Raw genomic sequence first — 13895 nt, forward strand, 5'->3', positions numbered from 1 at the left:
TCAGCCCTTGGCCGCAGCCTGGTTGGTGGTCTCGACGATGTCCTTCGCGCTGCCCTTGCCGGCGAGCAGGTCGACGACGCTGGTGTTCAGCGCGTTGCCGACGTTCTGGCCGTACAGGGTGTCGAGGTACTGCGAGACGAACGGGGCCTCCCGGTAGGCGGCCAGCGCCGACTTCAGGTAGTCCGAGTCGACGACGGACTGGGCGTCCTTGTTGACCGGGATGGCGTTGAAGGCCTTGTAGTAACCCTCCTGGTTGTCCTTCTGCACGATGAAGTTCAGGAAGTCCGTGCACGCCTTCTTCGGGGCCTGGGCCGAGCAGGAGTTGCCGTCGACACCACCCATCATCGACTTCGGGTCACCCTTGCCACCGTCGATCGCGGGGAACGGGAACCAGCCGAGGTCGGGCAGCGGCTTGGCGTCCGGCGTCAGCGACGCGATCACGCCCGGGTCCCACGCGCCCATGAGCTCCATGGCCGCCTTGTGGTTGGCGAGGAGACCGGCGGAACTGCCGGCGCCCTGCTGTGCGGCGGTGGTCAGGAAGCCGCTGTTGAACGGCTCGGTCGCGTTGAAGTCCTCGAGCTGCTCGCCGGCCTTGGTCCAGCAGGCGTCGTCGAACTCCAGCGACTTCGCCGTGTCCTCGAGCGTCTTCTGGCTGCACTCGCGGAGCGCGAAGTTGTAGTACCAGTGCGCGGCCGGCCAGGCGTCCTTCGCGCCGACGGCGACCGGGTCGATGTCCTTGGCCTTGAGCTTGTCGACCGCGTCGTTCAGCTCGTCCATCGTGGTGGGCGTGCCCTCGATGCCGGCTTCCTCGAACAGGTCCTTCGAGTACCAGATGCCCTCGGGGAGCACCGCGCCCGGCATGGCGTAGGTCTTGCCGTCCTTCTCGTACCCGGCGAACGTGCCCGCGCTGATGGACTTCTTCGCGTCGGCGCTGATGGAGTCGGAGATGTCCATGAGCTGCCCGGCAGCGATCATCGCGTCCATCTTGCCGCCGCCGCGCTGCAGGAACACGTCGGGGGCATCGCCGGAGTTGAGGGCGGTCTGGAGCTTGCCGTCCAGGTCCTCGTTCTGGATCGCCTGGGTCTTGATGGTGACGTTCGGGTACTTCTCCTCGAACGCCTTGACCGTCGAGGCCCAGTAGGCCTTGCCCGGTCCGGTGGTCGAGTTGTGCCAGAAGGTCATCGTGACCTCCCCGCCGTCCTCGGAGGCATCGCTGCCCGCCGAGCACCCACTGGCCACCAGTGCTGTGGCCCCGATCAGCGCGATGGCTGCCGCGGCACGGATCTTCCTCGTCATCGTGGAACTCCTGAAGTGTCGTCGTTGACATGCAGCGACATCGACTGCCGCTGCGGAGAGCATGCCTGGTGCTCCGCGCCGATGTCAATCGATATCGATAACGTTTTCTTTACCGATTGCGGCGACCCGCAGCGGTACGGTGTGCAGATGGACTCGGCTCTCGGCACGCGTCCCGGTGCCGGCCGGGTGACGATCGGCGACGTGGCACGGGTCGCCGGGGTGTCGATACCCACCGTGTCCAAGGTGATCAACCAGCGCGACGGGGTCGCCCCCGCCACGATGCTCCGCGTGCAACAGGTCGTCGAGGACCTCGGGTACGAGACCTCCCTGGTCGCCCGGAGTCTGCGCAGTTCACGGACCGGGGTCGTCGGCATCCTGGTGCCCGAGTTCGAACCGTTCTCGACCGAGCTGCTCCGGGGCATCTCGCGGGCGGCCACCGGCACCGGGTACGAGCTGCTCGCCTACGCCGGGCTCATGACCGGGGCCGACCGCCCCGGCTGGGAACGCCGATCGCTGTCCCGCCTGTCCGGCACCCTGATCGACGGTGCGATCGTGGTCACGCCGACCACCGCTCTCTCGAGCTCGTCGATCCCCGTCGTGGCGATCGACCCGCACACCGGGCCAGAGGGCCACGCCACCGTCGACGCCGACAACGAGGCCGGCGCCGTGCAGGCCGTCGAACACCTGCTCGCGCTCGGGCACACCCGCATCGCGCACCTGCAGGGCCGCGCCGACCTGGCGTCCGCCCAGCTGCGGGCGGCCGGGTACCGCTCGGCGCTGACGGCCGCGGGCATCCCCGTCGACGAGTGCCTACTACGCGACGGCGGCTACCAGGAGGACCAGTCCGCGGCCGTCGCCCGCGAGCTCCTGACCCTCGACGACCGCCCCACCGCCGTGTTCGCGGCGAACGACTCGTCGGCGATCGGTGTGCTCCGCGCCGCGGCCGAGGTCGGGCTCCGCGTGCCCGAGGACCTGTCCGTCGTGGGCTTCGACGACGTCCCACAGGCCTCGACGACGACCCCACCGCTCACCACGGTGTCGCAGCCGCTCGCCGAGCTCGGGTCACACGCCGTGCAGATGCTCCTCACCATGCTCCGCGGTGAGCCGACGACGGACCACGTCCGGCTCCCCACGACCCTGCGGGTGCGGGCCAGCACCGGCCCGGCCCAGCGGCCGGCACCCGGCCGCTGACCGAGCACCGGGCCCCGTGCACCGCCGTCAGCGGCGCAGCGTCTGCTTCGGGTACTCGCCGAAGCGGGCGGCGTAGGCGGCCGAGAACCGGCCGAGGTGGGCGAACCCCCACCGACGGGCGACGTCACCGACGACCCCGGCCTGCGGGTCGAGCTCGAGCAGCTCGCTGCGCACACGGTCGAGCCGGACCTCGCGCAGGTATGTCAGCGGGGACACGTCGAAGACACGACGGAACGACTCCTGCACCGACCGCACGCTCAGCCCGGCGACCTCGGACAGCTCCTGGACCGTGACCGGCTCGGCGGCGTGCGCGTTGATGTACTCGACCGCGGCACGCAACCGGGCGTTCCGGGGCAGCCCGAGCACCGCCGGCAGGTCGTCGGCGAGGGGCGGGAAGGTGTCGAGGAAGGCGGTGGCTGCCGACCGCTTGGCCTCCTGCCAGGCGTCGGAGTCGGACCCCTCGGCGCGGAGCGCGCGGGACAGCGCGACGAGCGCAGCCTGCCAGCGCTCCGCGGTGTCCGGCTCCGGTGCACGGGTCGGGTCGAACCGGAGCGGACCGGCATCGACCTCGAGGTGCTCGAACGCGACCCGGTGCACGTAGTCACGGCCGAAGTGCACCAGCCGCTGGTCGTGGTCCTCGGCCACGAACACGAAGTCGTCCTCGGGCGGCAGGAGCACGGGGACGTCGCGCTGCAGCTCCATGCGGACGCGGCCCGAGTCCAGCTGGGCCGTCCCGCTCGTGATCCACGTGACGACGTAGTCGCTGCCGGCGGGCACGGATCCGCGGACCGCACCCCGGAGCTGGGACCGCCGGATGCTCACCTCGGAGTCACCCACGGCCGTGTACCGGTAGGAGAAGTCGTCGTCGATCCGGCGCACGGACCACCGCTCGGCGCCGTGGACGGCGGCGAGGTCGCGCGCGGCCGAGTCGGGGTCGCCGCCGGAGACCTCGAACCGCACCGGCTCGTTCGCCCGCGCCGTGCGCTGCGGGAACTCGATCGGCTCAACCACGGCGGACCGATCGCGTCATGTGGATGACCTCGGTACGACGACTCGCGTTATGTGGATACGCTGGGCCGGTGACTGCGGCGTATCGTGACCCGGACGAGACCCGTGCAGAGAGGGCGTTGTCGTGAGCGATGTCGATCTCAACGCGGCGCTGACCCGGCTCGAGGGCGCGGTGTCCGAGCTGCGCGGGCGTCTGCGGGACCAGCTCGGCGTCTCCGGCGGCGACCTGACCCTGCTGCAGTTCGTCTCGCGCGCCGAGGAAGCCGGACGGACGGTCCGCGTGAAGGACCTGTCGAAGCACCTGGGGCTCACCGGGCCGGCGGTGACCGGCATGGTGGACCGGCTCGAGCAGAGCGGTCACCTGAGTCGCGTCCCGAACCCCGACGACGGCCGGAGCCGGTACATCGAGCTGACCGATGCTGCCCGCCGCGACTACGCGCGCGCGATGGACGGCACGAACAAGCACCTGCACGACCTGATGGCCTCCTTCTCGGAACGGGAACGGGCCAGGTTCGTGCGGATCATCGACCGCATCGTCGCAGCCGTCGACCTCGGCGCTCCGGGCCCCTGACGGCAGGTTACGGGCGGTCAGCGCGGCGCTCGGACGAATGTCCAGCATGCGCAGCTAGGTAAGTTCTCTACCTATCTCCGCATGCCGGACACACGTCACCCCTTGACGGCCCCGGAGGTCAGACCGGACACGATCGAGCGTCGGAACACCAGCACCAGGATCACGATCGGCACCGTCGCAGCGACGCTCGCGGCGAAGATCTGCGCGAACGGCACCGTGAACTGCGTCCCGAAGAGCGCGATGCCGACCGGGATCGTGCGGAAGGAGTTCTCGCTGTTGAACGTCAGCGCCATCAGGAACTCGCTCCACGACGCGGTGAAGGTGAAGACGCCGACCGTGAACAGACCCGGTTTGGCCATCGGCAGGATCACCGACAGCACGGTCCGCCACGCCCCGGCACCGTCGATCTCCGACGCCTCCTCGATCGTCGACGGGATGCCCTGCAGGTAGTTCCGCATGATCCAGATGGCGAACGGCAGGTTGAACGCCACGTACGGCACGATCAGTCCGGGGTACGAGTTGAGCAGCCCGAGGTTGCGCTCGAGCAGGTACAGCGGCGTCAGCACGGCGATCGCCGGGAACACCGACAGCATGAGCAGCGAGGTCATGATCGCCGTGCGCCCCCGGATGAACCGGCCAGCCAGCGCGTAGCCGGCGAGGAACGCCAGCGCGAGCACGATCACCGTCGTCGACACCGACACGATCACGCTGTTCACCATGTACTGGCCGAGCGCGTTGTCGCGGAAGGCCACCACGAAGTTGTCGAAGGTGAACGATCGCGGCCAGACGGTGGGCGGGGACTGCCCGATCTCGGCCGCCGGCTTGAGCGACGTCGTGACGAGCCAGTAGAGCGGCAGCGCCGTGAGCACCGCGATGACGACGCCGCTGACGTTGACGGTGTTGACCCACTTCCGCCAGCCCTTGCGCACACGTTGACGGGGCATCAGTCGTCCCCTCCCTTCGCCTGGTTCCGGAACGCCCGGAGGAACAGCAGACACCCGGCCGCGACGATGACCGCGGTCGAGGTCGCGATCGCCGCGCCCGGTCCGATGTTGATGTCCTGGAAGAGCACCTTGTAGCCCATGATCGCGAGCGACTGGGTGGCGGTGCCGGGTCCGCCGTTCGTCAGCACGAACGGCAGGTCGAAGACGCCGAACGCCTGCAGGATGCGGAACAGCACCGCGATCGTCAGGGTCGGGGTGAGCTGCGGGAGCACCACGCGCCAGAACGTCTGCCAGGTGCTCGCACCGTCGAGCTCGGCGGCCTCGTAGTGGTCCTCGGAGATCTGCACGAGTCCGGCGAGCAGGATGATCGCGACGAACGGCGTCGTCTTCCAGATGTCAGCGACCATCAGCCCGGTGATCGCGGGCACCGGTTCGCCGAGGATCACCGGGGCGTCCCCGAACAACCCGAAGAACCACGTCGCGACGCCGTAGGTGCTGTCGTAGATGTACTTCCACAGCTGGGCGTTGACGATGGTCACGAGCGACCACGGGATGAGCATGAGCGCGAGCATCCAGCCGCGGGTCGCCCCGAGCCGCTCGAGCACCAGGGCGACGAGCATGCCGAGCACGAGCTCGACCGACACCGTCACGACCGTGTAGAGCACGGTGAACCCGAGGGCCCGGTACCAGTCGGCGCTCTGCAGCAGGGCGGCGTAGTTGTCGAGCCCGAACGACTGGATCGTGAAGCCCTCGTACCCGACCTCGACGTTCGCGAAGCTCAGGACGACCGAGTACACGACCGGGAAGATCGTCACCGCGGCGACCACCAGGAGCGCCGGAGCCGCGAAGCCCCACGCGCCCCGCGCCCGGATGCGGTCGAGTCGCGACCGCCCCGTCGGGCGAGGTGGTGGGTCGACGCGACCCGTGCCTCCAGGCCGTGCCGGTCGTGTCGCCGTGCCGGCGGTCACAGCGCCGCCCCCTGCAGGGCGAGCGAGATGGCGGAGGCCATCGCGCGCGTGCCGCCGTCGACCGACGCCTGTCCGCCGAGGATGCTGTTGCCGTTCTGGTAGACGCCCTGCGACACCTTCGGGTAGTACGCGGTCGAGGTCGGGCGGGGCACGAGCGTGATCCCCGCCGCCGTGTCGTACGTCGGGCGCTTCTGGCGCTTCGCGTCCTCGCTCACGAGCGAGGCGCTGCGTGCCGGCAGGACCCCGCCCTCGCGGGTCAGGAACTGCTGCGCGGTCTCGCTCGACATCCAGCTCGCGAAGGTCAGTGCCGCCGCGGGTTCCTGGGTGTGCGGGTTGATGTAGTTCCCCCACCCGCCGATCGTCGAGTGGTGCTCGTCCATGCCGTCGAAGGTCGGCCGGGCGGCGAGCCCGACCTTGCCGGCGACCTGGCTGTCCGGGCCGTTCGCGATCCCCCACGCGTACGACCAGTTGCGGAGGAACGCCGCGCGACCTCCGGAGAAGGCGTCGTTCGTGTCCTGCTCCTGGTACGTCAGCGTGGCCCGCGGACTCGCGCCCTCCGTGACCAGGGAACGCATGAACTCGAACGCGCGCTTCGTCTCGGAGCTCGTCGTCGCTGGCTTCGTCAAGTCGTCGTTGAGCAGCGATCCACCCGCGTCGGCGACGAACTCCGTGACGTTGCAGGTGAGCCCCTCGTACACGTCGCCCTGGAACGCGAACCCGTAGGAGACGTCACCGGTGTCGACGAGCTTCGCTGCGGTCTCGCGGACCTCTTCCCACGACCCCGGCACCTGCAGGGAGTGCTTGGCGAGCAGGTCCTTCCGGTACAGGAAGAACGACTCGTCGATGTAGAGCGGGAACATGTAGTAGGTCCCGTCGACGCTCGCCGCCAGCCGCAGGCCCTCCGGGAACTGGTCGAAGAAGTCCTCGCCGACGAGCTGGTTGACCGGGGTGGCGAGCTTGTTCTTCGCGAACTGCCCGGGCCAGGCGACGTCACCGAGGTACACGTCCGGCGTGCTGCTGCCCGCGGCGATCTGGGTCGTCAGGCTGGTGCGGTTCGTGTCGGTGTCGCTCGGCGCGCTGACGATCCGGACGCGGATGTTCGGGTGCTCCTTCTGGAACTCCGCGATGAGTCGGCGGCGCAGGTCACCGCCGTCCTTCGAGGCCACCTGGCCGGCCCACCAGCTGATCGTCGCCTCGCCCTCGGGCGGTTCGGTGGGCCAGTCCTCGACCCGTGTGCGCTCGGGTCGGGTGGAACAGCCGGCGAGCAGCAGCACCCCGGCTCCCCCGAGCATGAACGTCCTCCGGTCGATTGCCATCCGTCCTCCTTGACGTGTGGTGCCGCGAACCTGTGCGTCCACACAACCAGGCGGAGCCTGGTCTGTCCGGCAGGTGGCGCCTGCGGCGGGCGCGCCGGGCACCTTTCGGGCTGGACGACACCTCTCGCACTCGGGGACCCGTGGACTGTCGCGCAGCCCGAAACGTAGCCGGCGACCGCCTGGAGGCACGGGGCGGGGTCGACCCGAGCCTCCAGGCCGGCAGGGGGTCAGGCCGGGGCGGGGGCCGTCGAACCGGCCAGGTGCAGGGCGCACGGGATGAGCGTGTGCGTGCGTTCGGTGCTGCCGCCCTCGAGGCGCTCGACCAGGGACTCGACCGCCAGGCGGCCGAGCTCCGGTCCGGGGGCGTTCAGCGTCGTGAGCACCGGTTCGGTCGCCGCACCGGCGCCGTCGGAGGACACGATCGCGATGACCGAGACGTCCTCGGGCACCCGGCGCCCGCCGGCCCGCAGCCCGCTGACGAGCCCGAAGTTCGAGTCGTCCTTCATGATGATCGCGGCCGTGACGTCGGGGTCGCGCTCCAGCAGGTCGGCCGCTGCACGACGACCGCCTTCGGCCGAGGCGCCGGCGGCGACCACGGTGCCGGTCAGTCCACGGCGCGCGACCGATGCGCGGAACGCCGCCTCGGACCGGACCTTCGGGCCGTAGTCGGCCATCGTGGTGCCGTCGAGGTCCTCGACCACGAGCCCGATCCGACGGTGCCCGAGTCCGGTGAGGTGGTCGAGGGCGTCCTCGACGGTGCGCTCGAAGTCGATGTCGACGAACGAGATCGCGGACGGGTCGGCCGTCCGGCCGATCGCCACGAACGGCACCTCGAGCTCGGTCAGGCGGTCGATGCGGGGGTCGTGCATGGTGACCTCCATCACGACGACCCCGTCGGCGAGGCCGCCGGAGATGAGCTCCTGCACGTCGTCGGCCGTCGTCACGGCCGGCCAGAGGACCAAGTGGTACCCGAGCTCGGACGCGCGGCTCGCGGCGCTCGTGAAGAACTGCAGCGCGGTCTGGCCGAGGCGGTGCTCGAGCACCGGGAACACGAGCGCGAGGATCCGGGTGCGGCGCGAGGCCAGCGCCCGGGCGACCACGTTGTTCCGGTAGCCGAGCTCGCGCATCGCCGCCGTGACCCGGGCCCGGGTGTCGGCGGACACGCGCTTGTTGCCGTTCACGACGAAGGACACCGTCGCGATCGAGACGCCCGCCCGGTCGGCGACCTGCTGCATCGTCGCCATGCCGCTCCCTCACCCTGTCCCGCTCACTGTAGCGGGGGCGGTGCACGAAAAAGTTCGTCTAAGCGCTTTACCATCAAAGCGCTTCGATGCTAGCTTCGACCCCACTCGGGACGCGACGGAGCGGTTCTGGTCCGGTCGTCCCCGATCCACGAGCGACACGTTCGACTCGTGTCCGGCAACCATCCAGAGAAGAGCGAAGCAATGAAGCCTCGACACCGCAGGACGCCTCAGGTCCTCAGCGCGGTCGCCATGCTGGCGGCCGTCCCCCTCGTCCTCGCCGGCTGTTCCGGGGGCTCGTCCGCGAGCTCCGGCGGCAAGGTGGACTCCATCACCGTCCTCGACTACTACAACCAGGGCAACGACAAGAAGGTCATCGGCGAGTACCTCGACAAGTGCGGGGCCGACAACGACGTCACCATCAAGCGCAGCCTGGTGCCCGGCTCGTCGCTCATCCAGAAGGTCCTGCAGCAGGCGTCGTCGAAGACCCTGCCCGACGTCCTGATGCTCGACAACCCGGACCTGCAGCAGATCGCCGAGACCGGTGCGCTGTCACCGCTGTCCGACTACGACATCTCGACCGACGGGTACGCGAAGGGCGTGCTGCAGGCGGGTACCTACGAGGACGAGGTCTACGGCCTCGCCCCCACCGTGAACACCATCGCGCTCTTCTACAACAAGAAGGTGCTGTCCGAGGCCGGTGTCACCCCGCCGAAGACGTGGGACGAACTGCAGTCCGCCGCGGCGAAGCTCACCAAGGGCGACCAGTACGGGTTCGCCGTCGACGCCAACGCCACCTACGAGGGCACCTGGCAGTTCCTGCCGTTCATGTGGTCGAACGGCGGCGACGAGAAGGACATCGCGACCCCGGAGACCGAAGAGGCGCTGTCGCTCTGGAAGGGCCTGGTCGACGACGGCTCGATGTCGAAGAGCGTCGTGAACTGGACCCAGGCCGACGTGAACGACCAGTTCATGGCCGGCAAGGCCGCGATGATGATCAACGGCCCGTGGCAGATCCCCGGGCTGAAGGAGTCGAAGGTCGACTACGGGATCGCGCAGATCCCCGTGCAGTCCGCAAGCGACAAGGCCGTGGCCCCGCTCGGTGGCGAGGTCTGGACCGTCCCGAACACCGGTGACAAGGCGAAGCAGGCCGTCGCCGCGAAGATCGTCGACTGCATGAACAGCGACGCGAACCAGCTCGCGATGGCGAAGCTCCGCTACACGATCCCCTCGAAGACCGACGTCGCGCAGCAGTTCGGCAAGGACGTCCCCGAGGAGCAGGTGTTCGTCGACCTCGTCGCCGACGCCCGCGCCCGCACCGGCGAGCTCGGTGCCGACTGGCCGAAGGCCGCGACGAAGATCTACACGGCCGTGCAGTCGGCGCTGACCGGGCAGGACTCCCCGGCCGACGCCCTGCAGAACGCGCAGTCGAGCAACTGAGCATGACGAGCACCGCGACCCCCGTCGCCCCACGGCGGGCCGCCGGGAACGGAGCGCCCGCTCCGTCCCGGCGGCCCCGCCCGGGCCGCTCGCTGCGTTTCGAACGGATCGCGCAGCTGCTGTTCCTGCTGCCGGCCGTCCTGTTCCTGCTGCTGTTCTTCGGCTACCCCGTGGTCAAGAACATCGTCATGAGCTTCCAGGCGTACACGACCTCGACGTTCTACACGGGCGAGGCGCCGTGGGTCGGCCTGGCGAACTACGCCTCGGTCGTGTCGTCCCAGCTGTTCGGCACGGCGATGCTCAACACCGCGCTGTTCACGATCGGGTCGATCGTCGGCCAGTTCGTCCTCGGCCTGCTGCTCGCCCTGTTCTTCCGCCGGAACTTCCCGCTGTCCGGTCTCCTGCGCTCGCTGCTCCTGCTGCCCTGGCTGCTGCCGCTCATCGTCTCGAGCGCGGTCTGGAAGTGGATGCTCGACCAGGACTCGGGCGTCGTCAACCAGTTCCTCGGCAGCTTCGGCATCCCGTCGGTCCCGTGGCTGACGAGTCCCGCCGTGGCGCTCATCACCGTCATCGCGGTGAACATCTGGATCGGGATCCCCTTCAACACCACGATCCTGTACGGCGGCCTGCAGGACATCCCCACCGAGCTGTACGAGGCCGCGGCCCTCGACGGCGCGACCGGGTGGAAGGCCTTCTGGGCGATCACCTGGCCGATGCTGCGACCGGTCGTGAGCGTCACGCTCGTGCTCGGCGTCGTCTACACGATCAAGGTGCTCGACATCATCCTCGGGTTGACGAACGGCGGGCCGGCGAACGCCACCCAGACCATCGCGACCCAGTCCTACGACCTGTCGTTCAAGCAGTTCGACTTCGGGCAGGGCGCCGCGCTGAGCAACATCCTCATCGTGATCTCCGCCCTGTTCGCGATCGTCTACCTCCGCCTCAACAGGAAGGCCGTCGATGACTGACGCAGCGTCCACCACCGACGCCCTCCGGACCCGCGCGGTGGTCACCCGCGGCACCCGGCGACCCGTCCGTCCCACGAGCGCGAAGCAGTGGGTGCTGTCCGGCGTCGGGATCCTGATCCTCGCCGTGATGCTGTTCCCCGTCTACTGGATGATCAACATCTCCCTGCAGCCGGCCGGTTCCGCGATCGAGGCCGCCTGGTTCCCGATCAACGCGCAGCTCGGCGGCTACGCCCAGGCGATCGCCGACCAGGGCGGCGCCCTGGTCACGAGCCTGGTGATCGCCCTGGGCAGCGTCGTCGTCAGCCTGCTCATCGCGACGCCGGCGTCGTACGCGCTCGCCCAGTTCAAGGTCAAGGGCATCAACGCGGTGCTGTTCGGCATCCTCATCTCGCAGATGATCCCGGGCATCGTCGTCGCGAACGCCCTGTACGCGGCGTACAACGACCTCGGGCTGCTCAACACCGTGCCGGGGCTGATCCTGGCCGACAGCACCGCCGGCGTGCCCTTCGCGATCCTCATCATGCGGGCGTTCATGCAGAACATCCCGCCGTCGATCATCGAGGCCGCGAAGGTCGACGGTGCCGGCAACTTCCGGGCGTTCCGCTCGGTCGTCGTGCCGATCAGCGCCAACGCCCTGATCACCGCCGGGTTGTTCACGTTCCTGTTCACCTGGAGCGACTTCCTGTTCGCCCTGACCCTCACCACCACCGATGACGTCCGGCCGATCACGCTCGGCATCTACAACTACATCGGCACCTTCACCGCCGACTGGTCGACCGTCATGGCCGCCGCGGTGATGGCCTCGATCCCCGCCATCGTGCTGCTGCTCGTGGCGCAGAAGTTCATCGCCGCCGGGGCCACCGGCGGCGCAGTCAAGTGACCGGGTCCCACCACCCCCGAAAGGCACACACCATGACCAGCACCCCGCTCCGCATCACCGTCTGGGGCGAGAACGTCCACGAACAGGTCGAGCAGCACGTCGCCGAGCGGTACCCCGACGGCATGCACGGCGCGATCGCGGACGGCATCCGCGAACACCTGCCAGAGGCCGTCGTCCGGACCGCCACCATGCAGGAACCCGAGCACGGCCTCACCGACGAGGTCCTGGCGGACACCGACGTCCTCACCTGGTGGGGGCACGCCGCGCACCAGGACGTCGACGACGCCGTGGTCGACCGGGTGCACCGGCACGTGCTCTCCGGCATGGGGCTGCTCGTGCTGCACTCCGGCCACTGGTCGAAGATCTTCGGCAAGCTGATGGGCACCACGTGCACCCTCCGCTGGCGCAGCGAGCACGACCAGGAACTCGTCTGGACGGTCAACCCGCAGCACCCGATCACCCGCGGGGTGCCGAACCCGATCGTCATCCCCGAGCAGGAGATGTACGGCGAGTACTTCGACGTCCCGACGCCCGACGAGCTCGTGTTCATCTCGGGCTTCACCGGCGGCGAGGTGTTCCGGAGCGGCATGACGTACCGCCGCGGCCTCGGGAAGATCTTCTACTTCTCCCCCGGTGACCAGGACTTCCCCGTGTACCACCACCCGGACGTCCGTCGCGTGATCGCGAACGGCGCCGAGTGGGCCCGGCCGGAGCGTGAGCGGGAGATCCCGACGCTCCGCCGCTACGACCTGGGCGAGTACTTCGACGGGCAGCACTACCGCGGCCCGTTCGACGACGCCGAGCCGTCGACCGCACCGGAGCCCGCCGAGCGCGACGGGGCCCACGCGTGAGCCCGCTTCGCGTCCTCCAGGTCGGCGCCGGCGGGATGGGGCGGGCCTGGCTCGCCACCGTCGCCGCCGACCCCGAGGTCGAGCTCGTCGGCATCGTCGACCTCGACCTCGACGCCGCCCGCGCCGGGGCCGAACACGCCGGCGATCCGTCGATCCCGGTGGGCACCGACCTGACCGTGCTGGCCGCCGAGACCGGTGCCGAGGCCGTCCTCGACATCACCGTGCCGGTCGCGCACCACCCGGTCACGCTGCAGGCGCTCCGGGCCGGACTCCCCGTGCTCGGCGAGAAGCCCGCCGCGCAGACCGTCGCCGAAGCGCTGTCGCTCGCCGCCGCCGCCGAGGCCACCGGCAAGCTGTTCATGGTGTCGCAGTCGCGCCGCTACAACGACCAGCTCGTCGCGTTCCGGCAGCACGTCCGTGACCTCGGTGCGGTGGGCGGGCTGAGCACCCGGTTCGCGAAGGCCCCGCACTTCGGTGGCTTCCGCGAGGAGATGGACGACGTCCTGCTGCTCGACATGGCGATCCACGCCTTCGACTCCGCCCGCTACGTGCTCGAACGCGACCCGGTGTCGGTGTACTGCGAGTCGTGGAACCCGTCGTGGTCCTGGTACCGGGGCGACGCGGCGGCCGCCGCCGTCTTCACGTTCGAGGACGACATCCGCTACGTCTACGACGGTTCGTGGTGCGCGCCGGGGGCGGAGACCTCGTGGAACGGCGACTGGCGTGCCTCCGGAGCGGCCGGCACGGCACTCTGGGACGGCGACCACGACCCGTCGAGCGACCTCGACGGCACCCCCGGGTCCCCTGCCGCTGCGCCGTCGGTCGGGCACGAGATCGCCGGGTCGCTGGCGTCCTTCGTCCGGGCCGTCCGCTCCGGCGGGACCCCGGACGGCGAGGTGCACGGCAACGTGATGAGCCTCACGATGGTCGACGCCGCGATCACGTCGGCCCGCAGCGGACGCCGCGTCGTCATCGACGAGGTGCTCGAGCAGGCACACCGGGACGCCCTGGCCGCCGAGCAGGACGAGACGATCCGTGACCGCCTGGCGGCGTGGGACTCGGTCCGCGGCGCCCTGCGCGAGCGCCTGCCCACGTCCTGAGACGCGACCGTAAAGCGGACGGGAGGCCCGTGGCGACACCGCCACGGGCCTCCCGTCCGTCTGCCCTCGCTTCGTGAGCAGGAACGGTCGGGTCCGCACGTCGGACCCGACCGTTCCTGCT

At 69.7% G+C, this 13895-nt stretch carries 13 protein-coding genes; 7 read left to right on the forward strand and 6 right to left on the reverse strand.

Annotated features, from left to right (window positions below; translation table 11 throughout):
- Complete coding sequence (locus tag KK097_RS12410; RefSeq protein WP_214545030.1) at positions 1 to 1296, reverse strand: ABC transporter substrate-binding protein; 1296 nt, start codon at positions 1294 to 1296, stop codon at positions 1 to 3.
- A 147-nt stretch (positions 1297 to 1443) separates the two neighbouring features.
- Here KK097_RS12410 and KK097_RS12415 point away from each other — a divergent pair, with 147 nt between their 5' ends.
- Complete coding sequence (locus KK097_RS12415) at positions 1444 to 2487, forward strand: LacI family DNA-binding transcriptional regulator (protein WP_214529095.1); 1044 nt, start codon at positions 1444 to 1446, stop codon at positions 2485 to 2487.
- A gap of 27 nt (positions 2488 to 2514) precedes the next feature.
- Here KK097_RS12415 and KK097_RS18715 read toward each other — a convergent pair whose 3' ends face one another.
- Positions 2515 to 3498: an AraC family transcriptional regulator gene (locus tag KK097_RS18715; RefSeq protein WP_214545031.1), complete on the reverse strand. Its 984-nt coding sequence runs from the start codon at positions 3496 to 3498 to the stop codon at positions 2515 to 2517.
- A 121-nt stretch (positions 3499 to 3619) separates the two neighbouring features.
- On the opposite strand from KK097_RS18715, the gene KK097_RS12425 reads away from it, so the two are divergent.
- On the forward strand, positions 3620 to 4066 hold the full coding sequence (locus KK097_RS12425) for a MarR family winged helix-turn-helix transcriptional regulator (protein WP_214529097.1): 447 nt from the start codon (positions 3620 to 3622) through the stop codon (positions 4064 to 4066).
- A 95-nt stretch (positions 4067 to 4161) separates the two neighbouring features.
- On the opposite strand, the gene KK097_RS12430 is transcribed toward KK097_RS12425, so the two are convergent.
- The 4 genes from KK097_RS12430 to KK097_RS12445 form a co-directional block, all read right to left on the reverse strand.
- On the reverse strand, positions 4162 to 5010 hold the full coding sequence (locus KK097_RS12430; RefSeq protein ID WP_250892880.1) for a carbohydrate ABC transporter permease: 849 nt from the start codon (positions 5008 to 5010) through the stop codon (positions 4162 to 4164).
- Positions 5010 to 5978 carry a carbohydrate ABC transporter permease gene (locus KK097_RS18720; protein WP_214529098.1) on the reverse strand — a complete coding sequence of 323 codons (969 nt, stop codon included), beginning with the start codon at positions 5976 to 5978 and terminating at the stop codon, positions 5010 to 5012. Before KK097_RS18720 ends, KK097_RS12430 begins: the two co-directional genes overlap by 1 nt.
- The gene (locus tag KK097_RS12440; RefSeq protein WP_214529099.1) at positions 5975 to 7294 is read right to left on the reverse strand and encodes an ABC transporter substrate-binding protein; all 1320 of its coding nucleotides are present in this window, start codon (positions 7292 to 7294) and stop codon (positions 5975 to 5977) included. Before KK097_RS12440 ends, KK097_RS18720 begins: the two co-directional genes overlap by 4 nt.
- 227 nt (positions 7295 to 7521) lie before the next feature.
- Positions 7522 to 8538, reverse strand: a complete 1017-nt coding sequence (locus tag KK097_RS12445) for a LacI family DNA-binding transcriptional regulator (RefSeq protein ID WP_250896711.1) — start codon at positions 8536 to 8538, stop codon at positions 7522 to 7524.
- A gap of 201 nt (positions 8539 to 8739) precedes the next feature.
- On the opposite strand from KK097_RS12445, the gene KK097_RS12450 reads away from it, so the two are divergent.
- Genes KK097_RS12450 through KK097_RS12470 form a run of 5 tightly spaced genes read left to right on the forward strand, consistent with a single transcriptional unit; the run spans position 8740 to position 13774 of the window.
- The gene (locus tag KK097_RS12450) at positions 8740 to 9975 is read left to right on the forward strand and encodes a sugar ABC transporter substrate-binding protein (protein ID WP_214529100.1); all 1236 of its coding nucleotides are present in this window, start codon (positions 8740 to 8742) and stop codon (positions 9973 to 9975) included.
- A 2-nt stretch (positions 9976 to 9977) separates the two neighbouring features.
- Positions 9978 to 10943 carry a carbohydrate ABC transporter permease gene (locus tag KK097_RS12455; protein ID WP_214545032.1) on the forward strand — a complete coding sequence of 322 codons (966 nt, stop codon included), beginning with the start codon at positions 9978 to 9980 and terminating at the stop codon, positions 10941 to 10943.
- Positions 10936 to 11823: a carbohydrate ABC transporter permease gene (locus tag KK097_RS12460; protein ID WP_214545033.1), complete on the forward strand. Its 888-nt coding sequence runs from the start codon at positions 10936 to 10938 to the stop codon at positions 11821 to 11823. The genes KK097_RS12455 and KK097_RS12460 overlap by 8 nt, the downstream gene beginning before the upstream one ends.
- A 32-nt stretch (positions 11824 to 11855) precedes the next feature.
- Positions 11856 to 12674 (forward strand): ThuA domain-containing protein, encoded by an 819-nt coding sequence (locus tag KK097_RS12465; protein WP_214529102.1) that lies wholly within the window; start codon positions 11856 to 11858, stop codon positions 12672 to 12674.
- On the forward strand, positions 12671 to 13774 hold the full coding sequence (locus KK097_RS12470; RefSeq protein ID WP_214545034.1) for a Gfo/Idh/MocA family protein: 1104 nt from the start codon (positions 12671 to 12673) through the stop codon (positions 13772 to 13774). Before KK097_RS12465 ends, KK097_RS12470 begins: the two co-directional genes overlap by 4 nt.
- Positions 13775 to 13895: the final 121 nt, after the last annotated feature.

The organism is Curtobacterium flaccumfaciens, assembly GCF_018598405.1.
GTDB lineage: Bacteria > Actinomycetota > Actinomycetes > Actinomycetales > Microbacteriaceae > Curtobacterium > Curtobacterium aurantiacum.